The organism is Thomasclavelia cocleata (genome assembly GCF_900102365.1).
Taxonomy (GTDB): Bacteria; Bacillota_I; Bacilli_A; order Erysipelotrichales; family Coprobacillaceae; genus Thomasclavelia; species Thomasclavelia cocleata.
Genome location: NZ_FOIN01000007.1, coordinates 41,329 through 64,323, shown reverse-complemented (window position 1 = coordinate 64,323; position 22,995 = coordinate 41,329). Strand labels below are relative to the sequence as shown.

20 protein-coding genes are annotated in these 22,995 nt (G+C 28.6%); 3 read left to right on the top strand and 17 right to left on the bottom strand.

Annotation, left to right across the window (positions count from 1 at the left end; genetic code table 11):
• Positions 1-6 precede the first annotated feature (6 nt).
• From BMW96_RS04735 to BMW96_RS04725, 3 genes are read right to left on the bottom strand one after another with little or no spacing between them, the layout of a single operon-like run.
• On the bottom strand, positions 7-1,368 hold the full coding sequence (locus BMW96_RS04735) for a V-type ATP synthase subunit I (protein WP_092353027.1): 1,362 nt from the start codon (positions 1,366-1,368) through the stop codon (positions 7-9).
• Positions 1,369-1,381: 13 nt separating this feature from the next.
• A complete protein-coding gene (locus tag BMW96_RS04730; RefSeq protein ID WP_092353025.1) occupies positions 1,382-2,413 on the bottom strand; it encodes a V0D/AC39 family V-type ATPase subunit in 1,032 nt (343 codons plus the stop codon).
• 12 nt (positions 2,414-2,425) lie between these two features.
• Positions 2,426-2,734: a hypothetical protein gene (locus BMW96_RS04725; protein ID WP_092353023.1), complete on the bottom strand. Its 309-nt coding sequence runs from the start codon at positions 2,732-2,734 to the stop codon at positions 2,426-2,428.
• A gap of 442 nt (positions 2,735-3,176) precedes the next feature.
• Between BMW96_RS04725 and BMW96_RS04720 the strand changes: the two genes are divergently transcribed.
• On the top strand, positions 3,177-4,922 hold the full coding sequence (locus BMW96_RS04720) for a M24B family metallopeptidase (RefSeq protein WP_092353021.1): 1,746 nt from the start codon (positions 3,177-3,179) through the stop codon (positions 4,920-4,922).
• Between the two features lie 110 nt (positions 4,923-5,032).
• Here the strand turns inward: BMW96_RS04720 and BMW96_RS04715 are convergent, their stop codons facing one another.
• Positions 5,033-5,311, bottom strand: coding sequence for a hypothetical protein (locus tag BMW96_RS04715; protein ID WP_244881257.1), 279 nt, complete (start codon positions 5,309-5,311; stop codon positions 5,033-5,035).
• Positions 5,312-5,391: 80 nt separating this feature from the next.
• On the opposite strand from BMW96_RS04715, the gene BMW96_RS14450 reads away from it, so the two are divergent.
• Positions 5,392-5,679: a transposase gene (locus BMW96_RS14450; protein WP_335743792.1), complete on the top strand. Its 288-nt coding sequence runs from the start codon at positions 5,392-5,394 to the stop codon at positions 5,677-5,679.
• A gap of 316 nt (positions 5,680-5,995) precedes the next feature.
• On the opposite strand, the gene nrdG is transcribed toward BMW96_RS14450, so the two are convergent.
• The 10 genes from nrdG to BMW96_RS04660 all read right to left on the bottom strand — a co-directional run bounded on the left by nrdG (position 5,996) and on the right by BMW96_RS04660 (position 16,502).
• Positions 5,996-6,511 carry an anaerobic ribonucleoside-triphosphate reductase activating protein gene (nrdG, locus tag BMW96_RS04705; RefSeq protein ID WP_092353019.1) on the bottom strand — a complete coding sequence of 172 codons (516 nt, stop codon included), beginning with the start codon at positions 6,509-6,511 and terminating at the stop codon, positions 5,996-5,998.
• A complete protein-coding gene (locus BMW96_RS04700) occupies positions 6,511-8,811 on the bottom strand; it encodes an anaerobic ribonucleoside triphosphate reductase (RefSeq protein WP_092353017.1) in 2,301 nt (766 codons plus the stop codon). The genes nrdG and BMW96_RS04700 overlap by 1 nt, the downstream gene beginning before the upstream one ends.
• A 103-nt stretch (positions 8,812-8,914) precedes the next feature.
• A complete protein-coding gene (locus BMW96_RS04695; RefSeq protein WP_092353014.1) occupies positions 8,915-10,546 on the bottom strand; it encodes a B12-binding domain-containing radical SAM protein in 1,632 nt (543 codons plus the stop codon).
• A 41-nt stretch (positions 10,547-10,587) separates the two neighbouring features.
• Positions 10,588-11,835, bottom strand: a complete 1,248-nt coding sequence (locus tag BMW96_RS04690) for a M15 family metallopeptidase (protein WP_092353012.1) — start codon at positions 11,833-11,835, stop codon at positions 10,588-10,590.
• A gap of 14 nt (positions 11,836-11,849) precedes the next feature.
• Positions 11,850-12,404, bottom strand: coding sequence for a Fe-S-containing hydro-lyase (locus tag BMW96_RS04685; protein WP_092353010.1), 555 nt, complete (start codon positions 12,402-12,404; stop codon positions 11,850-11,852).
• Positions 12,401-13,243, bottom strand: a complete 843-nt coding sequence (locus BMW96_RS04680) for a fumarate hydratase (protein WP_092353008.1) — start codon at positions 13,241-13,243, stop codon at positions 12,401-12,403. The genes BMW96_RS04685 and BMW96_RS04680 overlap by 4 nt, the downstream gene beginning before the upstream one ends.
• A 50-nt stretch (positions 13,244-13,293) precedes the next feature.
• A complete protein-coding gene (locus tag BMW96_RS04675) occupies positions 13,294-14,094 on the bottom strand; it encodes a MurR/RpiR family transcriptional regulator (RefSeq protein WP_092353006.1) in 801 nt (266 codons plus the stop codon).
• Positions 14,095-14,389: 295 nt separating this feature from the next.
• Positions 14,390-15,361, bottom strand: a complete 972-nt coding sequence (locus BMW96_RS04670) for a dipeptidase (protein ID WP_092353004.1) — start codon at positions 15,359-15,361, stop codon at positions 14,390-14,392.
• Positions 15,362-15,369: 8 nt separating this feature from the next.
• Positions 15,370-16,227, bottom strand: a complete 858-nt coding sequence (locus tag BMW96_RS04665; protein ID WP_092353002.1) for a DegV family protein — start codon at positions 16,225-16,227, stop codon at positions 15,370-15,372.
• A 14-nt stretch (positions 16,228-16,241) separates the two neighbouring features.
• On the bottom strand, positions 16,242-16,502 hold the full coding sequence (locus BMW96_RS04660; protein ID WP_092353000.1) for a hypothetical protein: 261 nt from the start codon (positions 16,500-16,502) through the stop codon (positions 16,242-16,244).
• Positions 16,503-16,568: 66 nt separating this feature from the next.
• Here BMW96_RS04660 and BMW96_RS04655 point away from each other — a divergent pair, with 66 nt between their 5' ends.
• Complete coding sequence (locus BMW96_RS04655) at positions 16,569-16,805, top strand: RDAC family protein (protein WP_092352997.1); 237 nt, start codon at positions 16,569-16,571, stop codon at positions 16,803-16,805.
• A 177-nt stretch (positions 16,806-16,982) separates the two neighbouring features.
• On the opposite strand, the gene BMW96_RS04650 is transcribed toward BMW96_RS04655, so the two are convergent.
• The 3 genes from BMW96_RS04650 to BMW96_RS04640 all read right to left on the bottom strand — a co-directional run.
• Complete coding sequence (locus tag BMW96_RS04650) at positions 16,983-20,600, bottom strand: prealbumin-like fold domain-containing protein (RefSeq protein ID WP_092352995.1); 3,618 nt, start codon at positions 20,598-20,600, stop codon at positions 16,983-16,985.
• A gap of 317 nt (positions 20,601-20,917) precedes the next feature.
• Entirely contained in the window at positions 20,918-21,988 is a 1,071-nt protein-coding gene (locus BMW96_RS04645; protein ID WP_092352993.1) for a hypothetical protein, read from the bottom strand.
• Positions 21,989-22,591: 603 nt separating this feature from the next.
• A partial coding sequence (locus tag BMW96_RS04640) for an LPXTG cell wall anchor domain-containing protein (RefSeq protein ID WP_177165816.1) occupies positions 22,592-22,995 on the bottom strand: 404 nt, incomplete at its 5' end.

Sequence of the window (22,995 nt, the reverse complement as noted above, 5' to 3'; positions counted from 1 at the left end):
CCTCCTCTATATCTTAATTGACTTTCGCGTAACTTTTTTAGCAATAATTAAAATAATTATTGCAATAATCCAAACACTGAATCCAAATAAAAATGTATGAATCACATGTAGTGGTAAATTGAACAATGGCTGATATAATTCAATTTGATAAAATACAGTTCCATAAAACAATCCACCAATTAAAATCGCAGCACCAATTCGTTTTAACATACCACCAAAATTATTTGTTTTTTTAATCGTAAATAAAAATCCTAATACTATTAATAATGCTCCCACACCAATATCTCCAACACAAATCGCTCCAATAACCATTGTTATTACAGCTACAAAGATGGTTGGATCAAAAGTATCCCCAAGTGCTACGCTTAATATATTTTCAAATGGTTTAAAGAATGAATTATTTTTAACCAAAATTGGTGCAGTAATATTTCTATTTTCATAAATATTTACAGGTAACTCCATCACCTTAACACTATCTATATTCTTAAATATTGTTTCAATCTCTTTTAAATCATAACTACTAAAAGTATAAATAGATGCTTTTTGTGAAAAATCAACAACATAGCGGCAATGATCATATAACTTTTTCAAATTATATAAACTTGTAAAAGTATCTAATAGTTTTTCCTGATATTTATTTTTAACACCTTCAAGTTTAGAATCCATTTTATTAATATACTTTTCCATAGCAATCGATTCTTCAGTCAATTCATTAATTGCTTCATGAATCTTTCCATGAGCAAAATCTGGTAAAGTAATTTGTTCAAAAGACATTGAAGAAAACGCATTATCTATTTGTGAAATACTATTTGTAAGTCCCGCATAAACAATCCATACATACTGTTTTGAACGATTCAGCTCTTTAAAAATAAACTCGTAATCCCGATAATATTGGATTTTAGTAAACTCATTGACAGGAATTTTTCCAAACCGACAAGTTATATATTTTGTATTTTTAACATCATCTACACTTATCTTTGATTCTTCTAAGTTCCTCAATAAAATGACAGCTTCATCATTTTCTTCTTTTTCCTTAACAATTCCCTCTTTAATATTAACAATATTATCAACTTCATCATTAATTTCATCTATTAACTTATTTACATTATGCAAATTAATTTCTTTAAATTCACTATCCTGCACGTTACTTTCAAGATTTAAACGACTTAAAATATGATAAATATTATCTAGTGGTTCATTATATGGATTAACTGCATCCATAACTGATACCCCTTTAACATTATTTGCTATTTTCCTAGAATCTTGAGGAAACATATTTTCTTGATACTCAGTCATCTTAATTAGCATTTTCATTAAGTCTTTATGTTCAAAGGAAATATTAAAGAAATGTGTTTTCATAATAGCCATTCATTAATCCCTCCTACGCAAAGATCAGCATCTCTTCAATACTAGATGCATCTCTATTATATCTTATACCTTCAATAATATGTTTCAAGTTATCAACCTCAACTTTTTGTAAAATTGAATATGTTAAATACACTAATGGTGCATCACTTGAAAAACGCATATAGCGCTTAGCTATATTATATTTAATTTCTTCCACATAATATTCAATATAGGCATAATCTCTATCACCAATATATAACTTATATTTTGAATTAGCCAATAATTCTAACATTTCTTTAACATCACGTGCTTCAATCAATGAATCCAGCATTCCTTTAGACATCCGACAATGCTCTAAATATAAAGAATCTCTTATTGTTTCATTCGATTCTATAAAATACTTCTTAAAACGATAAATTTTAGTAATATTGATTAATTCAATAGATGTAGATAAAACATCTAATAATTCTTTTTGTTTTTTACCCTTAAAATTTTTCTTAATAGCAGCTACATAAGTACTATAATATAGTGATTTCATTTGTCGTTCTAAAGCATTAATATCAATTGGTGTTGTAAAATCAAAATCAGCTAATATTTTATAATACCTAGTATCTCTTAAATATAATATTAAATCTTTATAATTATCAACATTAATTAACCCATAAATATTGAAACTCATTTTACTCGCTAAATAATCTGGTATCTCTAAAGAAAAACTTGCTTGGTCTTTTTCCTTTATACTGACAACCTTATCAACAATCAATTGAACCTCTATTCCAATAACCTCTTGATTATAAAAATCATGATGCTTCTTTGGCGCATATTTCATCAACCTAGCACAACGTTCAAAATATTCTTTACTTAAAGCAGCCTCTAACTGACGACGATGAACATTTCTAACATTAACATCTTGTAGAACCCCACAATACTTTGTTTGCGATTTTAAATAGGTTACCATCTCACCAAGCGTTTGTTTTCTACATAAATCACTATACCCCTGTTCACCAATCCGATATCCATACATCGCTTTAGCCTTAGCACATAGTGCATTTGACGATAAAGCCATATCTTCACCTTCTTACTTTAAACATCTTTCAACAATTTCATTAATCCATTTATCTTTATTTTGACTATAAAGATTTTCTAATTTAATTACCATATCACTATAATTTTGATCAAGTTGTTTAGCCTCTTGTTGATTTTTATTCATCAATTCAGCTTTATGTTCTTCAATTTTCTTGTTTTGTTCAGCAACAAACCCTTCATATATCTCTTTTCTTTTTTCATTCATGTTGGTTTGTGCATCTAATTTTTTTACTTTTGCAGCTTCAACACGTTCGACACATTTACGGTCTATTTCTACTAACCTTTGAATTACATCATCCATAGTATAACCCCCCCTTTGCCTGAAATAAGTATACTCCTATATTTTAAAAATGCAATGATAATAATCCATCAATTACAAAAAATATCATTTACTCTGTAACCTTTAATATCATATAGACTTACAAAGATTTATTAAACATTTTTATAACTATCATTTTAACTTTTTACTATAATTATCATGCTTTTTTAAACATGATAATTATACTCTTTTGTTTTACAACAAGCATTAGACAATTTAAATAATTTGTCTAGTATATAAAAAACAATTTTTCATATACTTAATTTTTATTACTGTCCTATCCACTTAACTAAATCATACCCATACTACTCAGGATTATTCTTTTACACTTAGCTATCTTTTTTTAAAATTATTTATATATTTTTTTATATTCATTGAGGCTTCAATTTAGTTGTGATAAAGTAATAACAGTGAGGTTATAAAAATGATAAAAGAAAATATTATAAAAATTCAAACATTAATGAAAGAAAAGGGAATTGATATTTATATTATTCCAACTAGTGATTTTCACCAAAGTGAATATGTAGGTGAATACTTTAAAGGACGTAAATTTTTATCTGGTTTTACTGGTTCAGCAGGTACTTTAGTAATTAGTTTGACTGAAGCCCGTTTATGGACAGATGGTCGTTATTTTATTCAGGCTGAACACCAATTAAAGGGTACCAATATCATTCTAATGAAGATTGGAATGCCTGGTGTCCCTACTATTAAAGAATATCTTAATCAAAATGTTGATAAAACAGTGGGATTTGATGGACGAGTAATGTCAAATCAAGAAGTTACTTATTTAAAAAACAGATTAATCTCTGATGTTGATTTAGTTGACGAAGTTTGGCAAGAACGCCCAAGCATTTCTCATCAGCCAGCTTATATTTATGATGAAAAATATTGTGGTGAATCACGTCGTTCAAAACTTGAGCGTCTTCGTAAAGCAATGGATGATTGTCAACATCATATTATTACCAGCTTAGATGATATTGTATGGTTATTTAATATCCGAGGAAATGATGTAGATTGTAATCCTGTAGTTCTATCTTATGCCTTAATCAACCAAGATAATGCTATTTTGTATGTTCAAAAAGATGTAGTTGATGTTAAAACTGAAACTATTTTAAAAAGAGATAATATCATTATCAAAGACTATAATGATATTTATGAAGATGTTAAAAAATTAACAGGTAAAGTATTATTAGATGATCAACTAGTTAACTACCAAATCTTTAACAATTTATCTTGTGAAATAAAAACAGCACCAAATCCAACTCAGCATTTTAAAGCTATTAAAAACCCAACAGAGATTAACGCTACAAAAAATGCTCATATCAAAGATGGGGTTGCAATGACCAAATTTATGTATTGGTTAAAAACTAATGTTGGAAAAATTGAATTAGATGAAGTAACTATTTCTGATAAATTAGCTGCTTTTAGAAAAGAACAAAGTGAATTCTATGATTTAAGCTTTGATACTATATGTGCTTATAAAGCTAATGCTGCACTAATGCATTATAAAGCAGAACGAGATAGTTGTGCTAAAGTTACTAATAATGGGTTATTGTTAATTGATTCTGGAGGACAATATTTAGATGGTACGATTGATACTACAAGAACATTTGTCTTAGGTCCTATTAGTGACATCGAACGTCGTGATTACACAATTGCTTTAAAAGCTATGTTTAGATTACAAACAGCACATTTTCTAGCTGGAACTACTGGTCCTAATCTAGATCTATTAGCTCGAGGAATTGTTTATGAATATAATCTTGATTATCGTTGTGGAACAGGTCATGGTGTAGGTCACTTCTTAAATGTTCATGAAGGTCCTAATGGTTTTAGACCACATGATCGTCCTGGTTTTGCAAAAATGTGTGCATTTGAACCAGGTATGATTACAACAGATGAGCCAGGTATTTATATTGAAAATAGTCATGGAGTTCGTCATGAAAATGAATTATTGTGTGTTGAAGTAACCACTAATGAATATGGTCAATTTCTAAAATTCGAACCAATTACAATGGTTCCATTTGATCTAGATGGTCTAGATTTAGATTTGTTGTCTAATCATGAAATTAAACAGATCAATGAGTATCAACAATTAGTATTTGATCATGTTGCTCCATTTTTAACAAATGAAGAAAGGTCATGGTTACAAGCAAATCTATTAATAAAATAAATATTAATCTACAGGTCTACTAATAGTGGTAGATCTTTTCTTTTGTACTTTTTTAAGTAAACTTTTAATTAAAAAAAGACAGAAAGTACAAACATAGTACCTCCTGTCATCTAAATTCCCAATTCTTTTTTTATTCCATCTTGTAAAATCTTAGAAAAATTAAGCTTATTTTTAATTCCTAATTCATTCAACCACGATGGTAATGTAAGAGTTTTATTTATCGTTTTACTCGAGTTTCTTTTTATCAGCTGATCCACATCAACTTCAATAAGTGCCACACACTGATTACTCTCTACCTTAATATCTTTTATTTGTGATGGCTTAGAAGCATCTTCAAACATATTAAAAATATAATCTTCCAAAACTAATTCCAAAGCATCTTTAGCCATATAAAATGCCTCTTCAGTAGAATCTGCCTAACTATAACATCCATCAACATCTGGAAAATAAACACAAATACCATCATCATATGAAAAAACTGCTGGATAAATTAACTTTCTTGGTAATGCCATATCTTATCACACTCCTATCATTATACAATAAGAGATGGGGTATTGAAACATCATTTAGAGAAGTGAAATATGCACTCGGGTTGAACGCATTGCATTCTAAAAAAAGAAAGCTTATACAACAAGAGATATATGCAAGACTTATCCTATACAATTTTTGTCAAAGGGTCGTACAAGTGATAAAAATACCAAAAAAGAAAGAAGAAAATATATCTACCAAATCAACTTCACGAGATCATGTCATATAATAAGACACTATCTAACTAAAAAAGGTGGGAAAATCCCACCAATAGAACATCTCATAGCTAAAGAAATCTTGCCAATTCGCCCTGACAGAACATATGCACGACACATTAAGCCAAAAACGGTCGTATACTTTAACTATAGATATGACTAGTCGATACAATTATACACCTTATCAGATGTAGTATCAATACTACACTTTTTTAGCTTGCATAAATGAAAAACCAGAAGATAATATCTATTTGATATAAACTTCTGGTTGAAATATTGTCTTCTTAACTTAATGACATTGCCAATCTAGATTGTTCTTTTTTAATTTTTCTATATTATGATCTCATTATATTCATTTGTCTCATATTCAATGACTTTTTCATACTTTAATGATTTTTGAATATTTATTAATCTTTGATTAGTTGAACCTCGATATAATAGTGATAAACTTTTTTTATCCTGCTCAAATTTACCATCTATCAACATATCACAAACTTCTAATAAAGATTTCATTCTTGAATCTTTAATGATTTGTTCAAACATAAAACCACTATAAATCACAATATTTAAACCTCGATATTTAACCGCTTTACAAATCTCTATTAATGGTTCTATCTGAAGCATTGGTTCACCACCAGAAAGAGTAATTCCATCCAATAATTGATTTTCATCAATTTCCGCTATTATCTCATTAATATCTTTTAAATACCCACCATTCATATCATGACTTTTAGGATTATGACACCCTGGACATTTATGATAACAACCTTGGGTAAAAATTGTATACCTTAAACCAGGTCCATCAACAATTGAATCATTAGCTATTCCAAACAAACGAATCTTCATTATTCTATACCATGTTTAACTCGATCATGTTCCTCAGCTTTTTTACCATCATTGAAACGATCTAAAGTACCAACTAAATACCCAGTAATCCTACGAATTCTTTCAAACCCATGATGTTCTTCTTCAGTTCTACCACAAAGTGGGCAAACATCATCAATAATCCCATTATAACCACAAACTGGATCACGATCAACAGGATGATTTATAGCTCCATAACCAATCCCATTATCATGCATTGCTCGAACAACTTTTTCAAATGCAGCTAAGTTTTTAGTTGGATCACCATCCATTTCTACATAACTGATATGTCCTCCATTTGTTAAAGCATGATATGGCCCTTCTAATTGTATTTTCTTAAAAGCACTGATCGGATAATATACAGGAATATGAAAACTATTTGTATAATAATCCCGATCTGTAATTCCCTCTAACTCACCAAATAACTTTTTATCCATTTTCACAAATCTGCCTGATAAACCTTCAGCAGGTGTTGCAATCAAACTAAAATTCAATTGATATTTTTCACTTGCCATCTCCATTGCCTTAGACATATGTTCAATAATTTGTAATCCTAGAATCTGTGCATTTTCACTTTCACCATGATGTACACCAATTAAAGCTTTTAAAGTCTCAGCCAAACCTATAAATCCAACTGTTAATGTACCATGTTTTAAAACTTCCCTTACTTCATCATCCGGTTTTAGATTATCACTATCAAGCCAAATACCCTGTCCCATTAAAAATGGATAATTTTTTACTTTACGTCGGCATTGAATTTCAAAACGTTCTAGTAACTGTGCAATACATAAATCTAACATTTTATCAAGTTTATCAAAAAATTCATTAACATCACCGTTTGAACGAATTGCTAATCTTGGTAAATTTATTGAAGTAAAACTTAAGTTTCCACGACCAAAACTTATTTCATTATCTTTATCACATATATTTGCCATAACTCTTGTTCGACATCCCATATATGCAATTTCAGTTTCTGGAGTTCCTTTATAATATTGTAAATTAAATGGGGCATCAACAAATGAAAAATTTGGAAATAAACGTTTAGCTGAAGTTTTACATGCTAATTTAAATAAATCATAATTTAGTTCTCCTTCATTATAATTTATTCCTTCTTTTACTCTAAAAATTTGGATTGGAAAAATAGGAGTTTCACCATGCCCTAATCCTGCTTCAGTAGCTAATAATATATTACGAACTACCATTCTACCTTCACTTGATACATCCATTCCATAATTAATGGAACTAAACGGTACTTGAGCCCCTGCTCTTGAATGCATCGTATTCAAATTATGTATAAAAGCTTCCATCGCTTGATATGTTTCTTTATCTGTTTCTTTATATGCACTAGAAGTAGCAAAATCAATAATTTCATCAACAAATTGATTAATATTATTTTTAACTAATATCTCTTTTAATTTTTGATTAAAATTTTCATTAAAATCAAGAGTTGGCTTTAAACACATTTTTTCTTTAATTCTAGATACAACTTCATCTCCATCAAGTTTTGTAAGCAAAGTAACAGCTCTACTAAGATTATAATAAAAGTGTTTTATATACGATTTAGCAACCCCTGGTGCCATACCATAATCAAAATTAGGAATAGCTTGTCCACCATGTTGATCATTTTGATTTGATTGAATTGCAATACATGCTAAAGCTGCATACACACTTATACTATTTGGCTCTCTTAAAACACCATGCCCTGTTGAAAAACCATTTTTAAATAATTTAACTATATCTATTTGACAACAAGTAGTTGTAAGAGTCAAAAAATCCATATCATGAATATGAATATCCCCATTTATATGTGCTCGTGCATGTTTAGGATTTAATACAAACATCTCATTGAATTGCTTTGCTGCTTCAGCACCATATTTTAACATTGTTCCCATCGGAGCATCAGCATTAACATTAGCATTTTCTCTTTTTAAATCGCTATCTTTACTATCTGCAAAAGTTATTTCTTCAAATGTTTTCATTAACCGTGAACGCATATCCCTTTCACGAGTACGATTAGCTCGATACAAAATATAAGCTTTAGCTACCCTAACATAACCTTGTTCAATTAATACCTCTTCAACAGTATCTTGAACTAACTCAACTGTTGGTAAAGCACTTTTTTTCATTTCTAATTTATTTTCTACTATTTTTGCAATTTTAATTGCTGTCTTTAATTCATACTTATCACTAGTTGCCTCAAAAGACTTATATATAGCACCAGCTATTTTATCTAATTCAAAAGGAACTAAACGCCCATCTCTTTTTCTAATATTTTCTATCATATGTTTTCCTCCACGCACTATTGCACCATTAGTATATCTTACTTACTATAAAAAATCATTTAAAATACTCTATTACCTAATAATATTTAACCCCAAGATAACACTATATCTTAGGGTATTTATTAATAATCACTTGATAATTTTTATATGTTGCTACTAAATAATAATCATCTAATTCCTCAATAAGACTATATCTAAATATGTCTTCTTGATTTAAATCATACTCTTTAATCAACTTATGCATTATCTTTCTACTATCCTCTTTATTTAAAGTAGCTTTCCACCATCTTTTTGGTTTAACTTTTGCTAGAAGCAAATAATCTTCAATCAAATCACTTAAATATTTATCATTTAAATAACTATTCAAATAACTAAATAATTCATCATTTTGATAATTTATATGTTTATAATTGTGTTTTTTATAATAATTTCCTAAATCCAAGAAGAAATAAAAAGGCGAATCAACCTGTTTCATAATTTTATTCATTGTAATTGGCATTTTTCCACTATTCCAATACTTTTCCAACATATCTTCAACGATATGAATTTTATTTATATCTTCTTTTGATAAATCATTACTAGCAATTAATTCATAAGGAGGATTAATATCATATATATATCCATACTTATTAGCATCTTTTCTTAAACTTGTTCCACGAAGAAGTTTTAAAAAACCAAGTTGTAATTCTTTAGGATAAAAGCTAAAAACATCATCAAATGATTTGGCAAACCTATTTAGATTTTCTAAAGGCAATCCTGCAATTAAATCTAAATGAAAATCTATTTTATGATTAGTTTGCAATTGTTTAATAACTTCACTTAACCTTGTAAAATCTTGATACCTTTTAACTATCTCATTTGTAGGTTCATAAGTTGATTGTATACCAATTTCAAATCGTAATAATCCCTCTGGTGCATATTTATTAATATAATCAATTATTCTTTGATCCAAAACATCTCCATTAATTTCAAATTGAAATTGTATTCCTGGACGATAATGTTGAAAAATAAATTCCAGAATTGCTAGAGCATGGTCGGTTTTAGCATTAAAACTACGATCTAACAACTTAATTATTTTAACATCTGTTTCCATCAATAATTTTAGTTGTTGTTTTAAATAATCAAGACTAAAAAAACGTAATCCTTTTTCTAAAGACGATAAACAATACTGACACTGATATGGACATCCTCGACTAGTTTCAAAATATAAAACCCTTTTTGACATATCCACTAGATCTCGTTTTAACAAATATGGTGAGTCAAGCGATTCAAGATATTTTAAATCAACAGGAACTGTTTGATGATAATCTCGGCTACTCTTATTACTAACACCTTGAATAAATATCTCTTGTTCCTTTTCTAAACAATCCAATAATTGTTTAAAAGCAATCTCTCCTTCCCCACTAATTATATAATCTATCTCATAGTTATCTAAAAAATAATCAATTTCATAACTAACTTCAGGACCGCCTAAAATAATAATCAAATTCTTATTTTGATCTTTTAATTTAATACATAATTCCTTAATTAACTCAACATTCCAAATATAAACACTAAATGCAACAATTTGAACTTTCCTTGCAATAATATCAGCAACAATATTATCAAGATCTTCTTTTATTGTATATTCTACAAAATCTACATCATGATAATCTTTAGTAGAAACATATAAAAGGCGTAAAGATAATGATTTATGTATGTATTTTGAATTTAAAGTAGTAATTAATGTCTTCATTTATTTACCTCATTAAAATAATCTAGAGTAAATTCTCTAGATTATTGTTTTTTAACTTTTGGCATAATATTATTATATAAACAATATTCCTCAAAAGTCCATTTCTTTTCCACTATTTCCTTAGCTACATCTTCACCAACATATCGTAAATGCCATGGTTCATGTGCAATTCCAGTAATACCATCTGTTCCATCTTCAAAACGAATTATAAAACCAAATTTAGCACAGTTTTTTACAACCCATTTATATTCATCAGTATCACCAAATGTAATTTTCTTTCCCTCAACAACACTTTGTGATGTTAGATCTATCCCTAGTCCTGTTTGATGTTCACTAGCCCCAGGTTGAGCAACATATTCATTTGCATACTTAGTATTATAACGTCTTACAAAATCTGCCATTGTATCAACTTGTGTTTGATATGAGCGATAAGCACTGTTTACTACTAACTCTAAACCTTCTTTTTGAGCCGCTTTATACATTTTTGTTAGAGCATCTGATGTTTCCTTGGTCATCTTTGAATTTTGACAATCGGGTGCTACAGGTATTTCGGGATCAACTAAATCTGGTTCATAATCTTCCGATAAATAAAAACCTTTTTTTACTAATGTTAATAAATTACTAGGATTTGTTATAGTATATTTTTCTTTTGGTTCACCATTACTTGATATGATAAATGGATAATTAGTAATGCAAACAGCATAATTATAATCCTTATATATATTATATGCATTAATATAAGATTCTATATTTTGAAGCTGATATCCCTTTACTTTACGATAAGGTGTTATATCCTTAGCAGTATATTTATGATCAATTAAATATTGAAAATCATTCTGTGATGCACCTTCATCTATTAAACTCCAAATTAATTTTTCATTATATCCCATACTTTTTAACTTAGGAACCTGGCCGATAAACAAATCATCAACATACTCAACAACATCAGCATATTTCATTTTTTTATTTATCCCAAAATACCTTTCATACTCATCGTATAAAGTAACTTTAGGAGATTCTTTGATCCAATTAACAATATGGTCCATTTTTGGATGGGATAAAATTTCTTCTTCTTCATCTTTTGGTAAAGATAAGATTTTACTTGTTTGGGAAAAAGAATATCCTTTCACTAATAATTTAATCCGACTTAAATTTAAAAATACTAATAAACCAACAATTAAAGCTACAGCTACAATAGCTGCAATTACAACTCTACCTACTCTTAAACGACTCTTATGTCCACTATTATACGAACTATAATATGAATAGTCTCTTCTTTTTTTAAACATTACAATATTACTCCTTATTTACACATATTTAAATAATCATTTCTACCTAAAATATATTGATCATTACCATAGCTATCAATAATAACTACCAGTGGCATATCTACCACTTCTAATCTTCTAATTGCTTCAGGTCCTAAATCATCAAATGCAATAATCTCACATTTCTTTATACAACTAGACATCATTGCACCAGCACCACCAATTGCACCTAAATAGATACCACCATATTCAATAATTGCATCTTTAACACTTTGAAGACGGTAACCTTTACCAATCATTGAACGTAAACCTAATTTAATTAATGTTGGAGCAAAAGCATCCATTCTTCCAGAAGTAGTTGGTCCTCCACTACCAAAAACTTTTCCTGGTTTACTTGGTGTTGGACCCACATAAAAAATCACTTGATCTTCAAGTGGAAGAGGCAGTTTTTCTCCTTTTTCAATTAATGCCATTAATCGTTTATGAGCAGCATCACGTCCTGTATAAATAGTTCCACTAAGTAATACCTCATCACCAGCATGTAACTTTTTTATTTTTTCAATTGTTAGTGGCGTAGTTAATCTAATCATAATTTTGCCTCCTTATGACGTGCTACATGGCAGCAAATACTAACAGCTACTGGCATCCCCGCTATATGAGTTGGATGAGTTTCAATATTTAATGATAAAGCTGTAGTTTTCCCACCATACCCCGCTGGTCCGATTCCAGTATTATTTATCATTTCTAATAGTTCTACTTCTAAATCAGCATATCGAACATCTTGATGATGACTACCAATTTCTCGCATCATAGCCTTTTTTGCAAGCATAGTTACTTTATCAAATGATCCACCGATTCCTACCCCAATCACCATTGGTGGACAGGCATTCGGTCCAGCATCATTGACTACTTTTAAAATAAAATCTTTGACTCCTTGTAATCCATCACTTGGTTTTAACATCTTTATTTGTGACATATTTTCAGATCCAAAGCCCTTTGGTGCTACTATGATTTTAAATTCATCACCCATAACAATATCAAAATAAATAATTGCTGGTGTGTTATCTTTTGTATTAATTCGATCAAACAATGGATCACTAACAACTGATTTTCTTAAATATCCTTCCTGATATCCCTGACGAACACCTTCATTTATAGCTGCTTTTAAATCACCATTAATATGTACTTCCTGACCTATAGTAATATAAACAAAAACCATTCCAGTATCTTGACAGATTGGCATCATATTTTCATGTGCTAAATTAGCATTATCAATTAAAACATCAATTGTCTTTTTAGCAAGTGGATAAGGTTCTTCATTTTTTTTGTCTACTAACGCACTAAAAACATCACCTGGTAGATCACAGGCAACATCAATACATAATTTTTTTACTGTTTGAATGATATCTTCACATTTTATTTCTCGCATAATTTTTCCTTTCATAAAAAAAGATAAAAAACTTTTTAAATAATTTTATTTTAAATATTTGGATAATATAAAGAATAATATCTAAGTGATATTAACTCTATCATTGTAAGCAATGTATGTTTACCTGTTTTAGGTTGTTCACCATCACCTAAAACAATCATATAATCAATATTAATACCAATATCAATTTCAGGATTACTTGTCATTAAAACAACTTTACATCTTGATTTTTTTAGATACTGTAAAATTTTCGGGTTACTATGGACAAAATACCCATTAACTGTGACAATTATTGCCACACTATTTTGATCTAAAGATTTAGCACAATCAATCTGGCGTTCTGTTTCCATATAAGCCATCGTAAACTTTTCTAACATCAGCAAATCAGTTTGAAAGTTCAAAGCAACAGAATGAGAAAATTGTACTCCAAAAAATACTACTGAATCACTATCATGGATAGTTTGTAAAACTTTATCAATCACATTCCAATCTAGTTGATTTGGTAACTTAGAAATTGCTTTACAAACCTGATTACTATAATATTTAGTACACTCTTTTGGTTTATTCCTCATCATATTTAAAGGAATATTTATTAAGTTATTAAATTCCCTACTATCTAGAGTAAAAGAAGAACATGCCTGTTTCAAATGAGCATAATTTTCATAACCTAAAGTACGACAAAATCTCGATATTGTAGCTGGAGAAACATAACACTCTTTAGCAAGTTGACTAATTCCCATTTTTGCAACTTTAGAAAAATTATGAGCCATATACCATGCAATATTATAATTTGTATCTGCATCATTAGCAGTATCCAAAAAAGTAATCAAGCGATAAAATAAGTTTTTCATTCTTATTCCTCCATCTTAGATGTATTATACACTAAATTTCGACATTTTAAAATAGTGCTAATATTATCAAAAATCATTATCACATATTTTAAGACAATTTTTATACATTATTACCATTGTTTAATTATATACTAACAATGTAGTCAAAAAAGAAATATGATTTTCCCTTCAAAATATTATGGCTACAAAAAATAATAAAGATATCCTTCCCTGATATCATATAAATTATTAGTATCCTTTCCCTGATAGCTAATAATTAAAATGACAAGTTTTTTCCCAACTTGTCATTTTTTCTTTATAAAATTGTCTGATAAAGACGCAAAACATTTTTATAAAATACTTTTTCAATTTCTTCTTCTTTTAAACCTGCCTCAAATAATGCATCTTTTAACATTGGCATCATTGAAGCATCTTTTAATTCAAGATCTTGTGAAATACCATCAAAATCACTACCTAAACCAACATAATCAATACCTACTAAATCCCTAATATATAAAATATGTTTTACCATATCCTCAACACAAGAACGTACTCCACCAGTTTTTGATGCTTTTAAAAAATCTCCACAAAAATTTATTCCCATAACACCATTTCGCTTTGCTAATAATTTAATCATATCATCAGACATATTTCTAGCTACTCCACACACAGAACGGGCATTACTATGAGAAGCCACAAAAGGTTTTGTTGTATACTTCAAAACATCATAAAATCCAGCATCTCCCAAATGAGAAACATCAATAATTATTCCTAGTCTTTCCATCTCTCTAACATATTCAATTCCAAAGTCTGTTAAACCATCCTGGGTATTTATATGATAGAGATCCTTATATTCTTTTGTACTTATAAGATTTGGATATCCAATACCATTTGGATGATTCCAAGTTAAAGTAATCATTCTTACTCCTAAACGATAATAATTACGTAAAATAGCAAGATCATTATTTACTACAGCACCCTCCTCAAGTGTCAACATAGCTGACATTAAACCATCTCTTTGATTATCTTCAATATCTTGATAGCTAAAGATTGGCTTTATTAAATCTTTATTTTTTTCAATTTCCTGATAATAAAGATCTATCAATCGCTGAGCTTTTGTCAATGGATCATCTTTTTCCCCAAGATTTACAAACATTGCAAAATTCTGTAATAAATAATCCCCCTTTACCATTTTTCTTAAATCAATATTAAATTCATTTTCTAATAAATTACCACCCTCATCATATAATCTTAAGATGGTATCACAATGCATATCAACTACTTTCATTTTCTCACCTATTCCATCTTATGCACATAATGTACAGCTATACATCCAAGACCACCATGACATGTTAATACTGCTGGTAATTTATTTATAATTATATCAATTCCTGGAAATGTTTCTTCAAAAATATTTTTTACATTGATTGCTGAATTTTCATTATCCCCATGCGATATGTATAAAGTATAATCCTTTCTATTTACACCATCCTCTTTAAATTTATCAATTATTGTCTTGTTAATTTTTGTTTCAGTTCTACTCATTGCATACTTATCAACACAACTTCCGTCTTCTTTTAAATATAATAATGCTCTCACTTTTAATATTGATGCCATTTTAGCTGCCACTGGAGATAAACGACCACCTCGTACTAATTGTTTAAAATCTTTAGGAACCAAAAATGAAAAACTATTTTTTGTCTTCATTTCCAGCATAGTAAAAATATCATTTACATCATATCCACGATCTGCCATATTTTTAGCAGTAATAGCCATATCCATAACAGGTGCTCCAACTTGACGACTATCATATATATACATATTATTCATTTCTAATTGATTTTTAACTAAATTAAATCCACTCCATGTACCACTTAAATCACTACTACATGTAATTACAATAATGGCATCATACTTCTTTGACTTCCATTTCTCCACCAATTCCTCTAAATAACCTGTATTAGGTTGTGATGTAGTAGGAACATAATCCTCTTTTAATTTTTGATATAATTGATCCGTTGTAATATCAAGTTGGTCTTTATACTCTATCCTATCAATAAGCACACTTAAAGAAACAAGTTCAACCCCATATTCTTTTGCTTGAATACTATTCATAGCACTAGTCGTATCAGTTACAATTAAATAATTTTTCATTATCTTCTATCCTTTCAAAATTCTAATTCTCTTTCTTTATATTCTGTCGTAAGATTCTGATATTTTTTTAACCATTCTATCCCTTCGATATACTCTTCTTCACTTAAAAGTTCATCTAAAATTCCAAACCTTACTAATGAACACACATCATAGATACTTTGCCATAAGGCATCAAACTTATTTTCATCAACTTTGATATCACTTTGTTCACTTTCTTCATAAACTACTAATTGATGAGCTTCTCTAGTTGCTTTATCAATATCTGAAATTGTCATTATTTATCCTCCTTGACATTTGTATATTAAAATTATAACATTATTTTAGCAAAAGGAGACAAAAACATGAAAACTATTTCAATTTTTCAAGTACAAGATATCAATAATTTATTAAATCAAAATAACTATGACTATGTTTTAAAGCTTAATGACACTTGTGGTAATCAAAGTTTATATCTTCAATGTACTGGTAAAACTACAGATATAAATGAACTCTGCAATCTAATTAATAACTATTTAAAAAATAATTATCTACAAGTTATCCCTAGTACTATTAATCCTTATAATCTGACTTTAAAATAATATCTCTATTATAATCATAATTAGATAATTTCTTATTTAAAAATATTTTTATATTTTATTTCAATTTTCATACTTAAATTTATATAAAAATTTAAATTGTAAACAAAAAAAGACATGAACTTATAGATTTTTAGAAAACCTTAAGCTCATGCCCAGACCATAATAATGGTCTTATTTTTATTTACATTCTTTTTTTCTTAAAAATACATAACCCATCCCTAACATAACAATTCCAGATACCCAAAACATACTGATAATTGAATCAATATTTTTTCCATCACTTGTTTGAGGTTGAATTGGTAATAATTCATCTCTCATTTCAATTCGCTGAACTTTGTTAGTATCTTCAACTATAAACTCTATTGCTTTAGCAATTTGATATCCTTTAGGAGCAGCTTCCTCACTAAGTCGATATTTATGTCCAACAATCAAACCTTCAAACATATGTGGTTGATTACCTGATACCCAACGTTCTATAAAAATATTTTCACCAGTTGAAATATCTTCAAGTAGTAACCGAGCTCCTGGCAACTCTTTTGAATTTATTATATCTATTTTAGAAATTTCAACTTTTGTAAATTCATCAACCATCACTATTTCTTGATCTTGCTTATCATCTTCAACAATAAATTCAATATCATCTGCTAATACATAACCATCTGGTGCTTGTAGTTCTTTTAAAATATATGTTTCTCCAGCTATTAACCCTTCAACATTATGATTTTCACCTTCATCTACAACCCACTGATCAACAATATTTTTTGTCTTTGTTGATACAACCTGTAAAAGTGCACCATCTACAACCTTACCATAAATATCTATCTTTTTAACACCTACAACTTTATCAACCATGTGAACTTTTTGTTTCTCACTTGTATTTTCAATTACAAAACTTATCTCCTTTGCCTGTACATAACCAAGGGGAGCAAAGTCTTCTTTAAGAATGTAAGTTTTACCTATTTCTAATCCTTCTACAACATATGGTTTTTTACCCGAAATCCATTCGCATACAACATTTCGATTACTATCTAAAAGCTGCATAAAAGCTCCTTCAAGCTCTTTTGTTCCAGTTACTGCTGTTTTACTTATTTCTATCATAGTTGGTTTATTTACAATATTTTGTGTTACAGTATAAACTTTAGTAGTTAGATCAGTTTGTATAAACTTAATCTCATATTTAATTCCATTATGAACCAAACCTTCTAATGTTGATATCTCTTGTAATTCATATATTCCCATTGGCAAATCAGATACTGTTAATTTCCCATCTTTAGATAGATTATATTCTCCAACTATTGCATTTTTTCCATAAATAATAGTTCCATCCGCCATATCTAATATATTTTCTTTAGCAGTTAATCTAAATTTAATTTTGCTTAAATCGTTATTCTTAATAAATGATTTATCAACTATATTTGATTCTATTGACTTAACTACTTTTAATTGACCCTCTGGTTTATCATTTTTAATAACTACTTCTAAAATTGGATCTCCATCTTTATCTTTATTGTAATCACGAATGTTTTCAATTATAAAATCAATTGGTTTATCTAATGACAAATAACCTGTTGGTGTCTTTATTTCATCAATGTAATATTTACCCACATCTAATTGTAATGGTAACATTACACTTCCTATATCTCCATCATTATTAAATGAACCTGATGGTACTACTATATTATCAGCACTAGTAGTAAAACTATCATAAATCTTTCCACCAATTTTTTGTTTAATCACTTCTCCAGCCTTATAAATAATTCTTCCATTAGACACTATATCTTCTCTTGCTTTCACTTTAAATGTAGCACTATTCAATGTAACAACTTTATTACTATCTAAATCTTTTTTTACAAGCTTTAATTGTGCTGTTGCAGGACGATTATTAATATTAATAATTTTGATTTGCTCAACATCTATATATTCACTATAATCTTTTGTTACTGATACTATAAAATCGGGTGCTGTAATATAATCTTGAGGGGTCTTTGTTTCACGAACTATATATTCACCATATGGTAAATACTTAGTATGTGCTTGACCATTTTGATCAGTTGTAATTACATCATAAATAATAGAATTATCCCATCCAATTTTATCTACTTCACTTTTTAATTTAAAAGTAAATTCAGCATTAGCAAGTCCTACAACAATCCCAGATTCTGCATCTTTTTCACCTGCTTTAAAAATCTGTATTTTTTGCATATTAACACGATTATCAGTGTTTGTAGAACGAAGTATTTTAGAAACTATTTGACCTTCATAGTCAATAGAAACATCAATATCATCAGAATTTAAAACTAATGTTTCATTACTTTTACTCTCTTCTATGTAGTATTTCCCAATATGAAGATCATCAAATTTTAACTTACCTTGTTCATCGGTTGTCTGTATATCAATAACATCATCTCTTTCAAAGTAAGTAACAGTACCAGTTTTATTAGTAATCTTTTCTTTAGCTTTTAAAGTGTACTCATTTCCTTGTAAATATGCATCACCTAATTTACCATCAGTTTTATCTGTATTAATTTCTTTTGTTAAATTAATTTCACCACGTGGTTCTTCATTTACCACCACTTGGGTAGTTGTCTGATCTCTATTTACAGTTAATGTATATATTGTTTCATTTAACAAATAACCCTCAGGGGCTTGAATTTCCTTTAATTCATAAGTTCCTACAGGCAAATATTCAACTAATAATTTACCATTTGTAACAATAATATCTTCTGAATATCCGTCAAAAGAAATAGATTTAAGATTGAATACAGCATCATCTATTAAATCTGTATTAGTATTAGTTTTCTTAATTTCAATTTTTCCAAGATCTATCCAATTGATATCTAAATATAATACTGTACCATCTGGATCCCACATCCAAGTCCCCTCTGTTTGATCACCTTCAATACCTGTTTTAATTGCAAGAGCAGTAAACATCTCACAACCACTTCCACACACATTTCCACTTTGATAATTGGATGGTGAATTTTTACATGGAGTGGTAAAATAAAAAGATTCTCCACCATGAACTGTTGCTATTCCACCTGTTTGAACAAAACCTGTTTTTGTTATGTGAATAGTAACATTATCTTGTAATGGAATATTAATAACTGCTAAATTAGTTCCATTAAAAGTAACTGTATTTGTTTTTTGGGTTTTAGTTTCTTTATCAAATTCAGCATTAAATATAGCTGTTTTTCCAACTGTATTTCCAGACCAAGAAACACCATTACCAGGTTCAGGTAAATTTAGTATATCACGATACATATTCATTATATTTGTACCATAACTTCCACCAAAAGCCTTATTAAATAATTCTTCATTAAATCCGTTCCAATCATTGCTATATGCTCCAGATAAAAATATATGTGTCAAAAGATATTTAACATCATCATTTGTTAAATAATCATCATCTGGACAAATAGCCTCCTTTAAATTATAACCATTCGCAAATTGTCCCCATGCAGCTGGACCTCCAAAACCATAATATAATAATTTACGTACTGCTTCATTATTTTCAATTACTTCAGCAGGATATTGACCATTTTGAGGTGAATTTTTACTCGATTCTAAACAATATGCCCATTTACCATTATACATAGTTGAATAAGTACTCCAACTTGATAGCCCAGATATTTTCCGTCCCCACCATTCTGGATACTTAATATTCTTAATTCTTGTAAATTCATGTGGTACCTTGTCATCCCAAGCATTAACAGAATTTAACTGTGAAAAAGACATAGAAAAAATCACTAAAGATACAAGTAAAAGTTTTCCTATTTTTGTAAAAATTGTTTTCATTATTTTCCTCCATACAAAATTTAAGCAGTTTTAGTCTTACTTAGGACAAATTATCTAAATTGTTTCTTATCTTTAAAAATGAAAAAATAATGACGTTAAAACTGAAAATTATTCCTTTAATATTTTCTAACATCATTTTACTTCTTTAAATTAGTATTATAATCAAACACATTAATCATCCATAAAATAATAAGACAATCATTCGATTGTCTACCTATGGTTTAAATATCCATTTATTTAAAAACATTTTATTACCTTTCTTAAAATAAATTTCCATAATAAAAAAAGACTCATTGTCTTTTTTATTCAACCAATATTTATTTTTCATACATGCCATAACCATAATCAGAACAGTTAGAATATCTATCTGCTTCAATATGCATTATAATTTTATTTTTTGCCTCTTGAATAGATACTGTTGATTCTACATAATATCCGCACTCTTTACATTTAGCCCAATAATATTTAGTTTTTTCAAAAGATGGAGGCAGTGTCTCTCCTGATGAACTTCCTGAATTACTTCCACTATTTGGTGAGCCATTGTTGTTATTCCCATTTGATGATCCACTACTAGAATTATTGTTAGAAGAACCACTGCTACTGTCACTAGTATTGTTTCCACCATCTAATGGACCACTGCTATTAGAATTTTGACTCGAATTTGAGCTGTTGATTGTAGTTGCTTTCTTCTTAGCTATTGTCTTTACAGATTTAGAACCATCATCATTTATAACTATCTCTTCACTAACTTCTTCATCACTATCAGGTGGAGATATAATTATCACTGTAAATTCTTTTTCTGATTTATTTTTATTTACATCCTCAATTGATACTTTAACTCTATATTCACCAATCTTATTTATATCAATAGTACTTATATCAATAATATAATCATTAAGAACTGCTAAATCAGTTGCCTGCATAAATCTCTTAAAATCAAAAGTATCTAAATCTGTTCCTAAGAAAATCTCTATATTTTTAGGAACAATTAATTCTGGTTTAGTAGTATCTTTTACAATTACTTTTACTTCTTTTGTCTCATTTTTATACTTTAAAATTATTCTATATGTACCAATTGCAGCATAGCCCTTATCCCTCTCACTCTTTGTTCCATCGCCATTATCAATAATCTCAATTTCATTTTTTACATTAGACTTAAGTTTAGTATTTTCTAAAACATCATTTTTATCATTCATACTCAATTTATTTACATTTAAATAGTATTTTGGATCTGTAGGAATTACTTGACCATATTCTACTATAATAACCTCATCATTTACTTCCAATAATTCTCTCTTTAAATTTACTAATAGATAAACACTTAATCCAATTAGAATAACTACTACACCCCATATAATTATAATCTTTCTCTTTCTTGTAAACATCATCTATCTCCCTCCTAGTATATTATTGCTATAAACAAAAATGTACCAATAACTGGTACAATCCATCTAATCTATTTAATTATAGCTCTCTACGACATAATATTATCATTGTTATATATTTCTGTCAATCTTACCCAATATATCTAAAAACTATATAAATCTATTATTTTCACAAAAAAACAGTAATTTATTTATATATAAACAAAATAATTATCTTTATAACAATATAAATATGAGACAAACTTGATACTATTATAAAATATTTTCTATATTATATTTAACATATAAACAAAAACTATATAAATAATTCAATCAAAAATAACAATCAGATTATACATCTTTATAAATGTAAATCACAAAAAATTTGCCACACTATCTATGAAAGCAATTGATAAAATTGTCAATTCAAATCCAAAACAGTTACTTCTACATTCAAAAAGGTATCTCAAACCTCGTTAGATTTTAGATACCTTTCTTCAACTTTAAATCAGTTTATGAAGTTGCTATGCCCTATTAAATTTTGAAATTTAATTTCCACTAACCCCATCAAAATTTAGAGACCCTTTTATTGATTAATACAATAAAATTTGAAATCCCTAATTCTTATTAATCTTCTTTTCTTCTTAGTAAACTTAGTCCAGCTAAACTTAACATTGTTAATCCTGCAAAGATTCCCACTAAACCATTATCTCCAGTTTTTATACTTGCAGTTGTATCTCCAGCTTTTACTAGTTCTAATCCTTCAAGAGCTTTTGTCAATGCTTTCTCAGCAGCTTTTACTTCTGCCTCACTTGCTTCTGGATCTTCTAATACTGCCTGTGCTTTTATTACTTCATTTTCTACTACTGCCCATGTCTTTGCTGTATAACTTGCTGCATTTAACCCATTTGCTTTATTGATTAAATCCGCTAATAGATCTTTATTTGGTTTTAATCTTAAGTTCAAGTATCCTCTTGTTAATGCATCACATGCTTCATCTACTTCTGCCTGTGTTGCTTTTTCATTTCCTA

What these genes read in the sequence shown, in the direction of transcription:
- BMW96_RS04735 (WP_092353027.1), bottom strand. Translation starts at nt 1,368, where the DNA reads ATGGCTATTATGAAAACACATTTCTTTAATATTTCCTTTGAACATAAA.
- BMW96_RS04730 (WP_092353025.1), bottom strand. Translation starts at nt 2,413, where the DNA reads ATGGCTTTATCGTCAAATGCACTATGTGCTAAGGCTAAAGCGATGTAT.
- BMW96_RS04725 (WP_092353023.1), bottom strand. Translation starts at nt 2,734, where the DNA reads ATGGATGATGTAATTCAAAGGTTAGTAGAAATAGACCGTAAATGTGTC.
- BMW96_RS04720 (WP_092353021.1), top strand. Translation starts at nt 3,177, where the DNA reads ATGATAAAAGAAAATATTATAAAAATTCAAACATTAATGAAAGAAAAG.
- BMW96_RS04715 (WP_244881257.1), bottom strand. Translation starts at nt 5,311, where the DNA reads ATGGCTAAAGATGCTTTGGAATTAGTTTTGGAAGATTATATTTTTAAT.
- BMW96_RS14450 (WP_335743792.1), top strand. Translation starts at nt 5,392, where the DNA reads ATGAAAAAACTGCTGGATAAATTAACTTTCTTGGTAATGCCATATCTT.
- nrdG (WP_092353019.1), bottom strand. Translation starts at nt 6,511, where the DNA reads ATGAAGATTCGTTTGTTTGGAATAGCTAATGATTCAATTGTTGATGGA.
- BMW96_RS04700 (WP_092353017.1), bottom strand. Translation starts at nt 8,811, where the DNA reads ATGATAGAAAATATTAGAAAAAGAGATGGGCGTTTAGTTCCTTTTGAA.
- BMW96_RS04695 (WP_092353014.1), bottom strand. Translation starts at nt 10,546, where the DNA reads ATGAAGACATTAATTACTACTTTAAATTCAAAATACATACATAAATCA.
- BMW96_RS04690 (WP_092353012.1), bottom strand. Translation starts at nt 11,835, where the DNA reads ATGTTTAAAAAAAGAAGAGACTATTCATATTATAGTTCGTATAATAGT.
- BMW96_RS04685 (WP_092353010.1), bottom strand. Translation starts at nt 12,404, where the DNA reads ATGATTAGATTAACTACGCCACTAACAATTGAAAAAATAAAAAAGTTA.
- BMW96_RS04680 (WP_092353008.1), bottom strand. Translation starts at nt 13,243, where the DNA reads ATGCGAGAAATAAAATGTGAAGATATCATTCAAACAGTAAAAAAATTA.
- BMW96_RS04675 (WP_092353006.1), bottom strand. Translation starts at nt 14,094, where the DNA reads ATGAAAAACTTATTTTATCGCTTGATTACTTTTTTGGATACTGCTAAT.
- BMW96_RS04670 (WP_092353004.1), bottom strand. Translation starts at nt 15,361, where the DNA reads ATGAAAGTAGTTGATATGCATTGTGATACCATCTTAAGATTATATGAT.
- BMW96_RS04665 (WP_092353002.1), bottom strand. Translation starts at nt 16,227, where the DNA reads ATGAAAAATTATTTAATTGTAACTGATACGACTAGTGCTATGAATAGT.
- BMW96_RS04660 (WP_092353000.1), bottom strand. Translation starts at nt 16,502, where the DNA reads ATGACAATTTCAGATATTGATAAAGCAACTAGAGAAGCTCATCAATTA.
- BMW96_RS04655 (WP_092352997.1), top strand. Translation starts at nt 16,569, where the DNA reads ATGAAAACTATTTCAATTTTTCAAGTACAAGATATCAATAATTTATTA.
- BMW96_RS04650 (WP_092352995.1), bottom strand. Translation starts at nt 20,600, where the DNA reads ATGAAAACAATTTTTACAAAAATAGGAAAACTTTTACTTGTATCTTTA.
- BMW96_RS04645 (WP_092352993.1), bottom strand. Translation starts at nt 21,988, where the DNA reads ATGATGTTTACAAGAAAGAGAAAGATTATAATTATATGGGGTGTAGTA.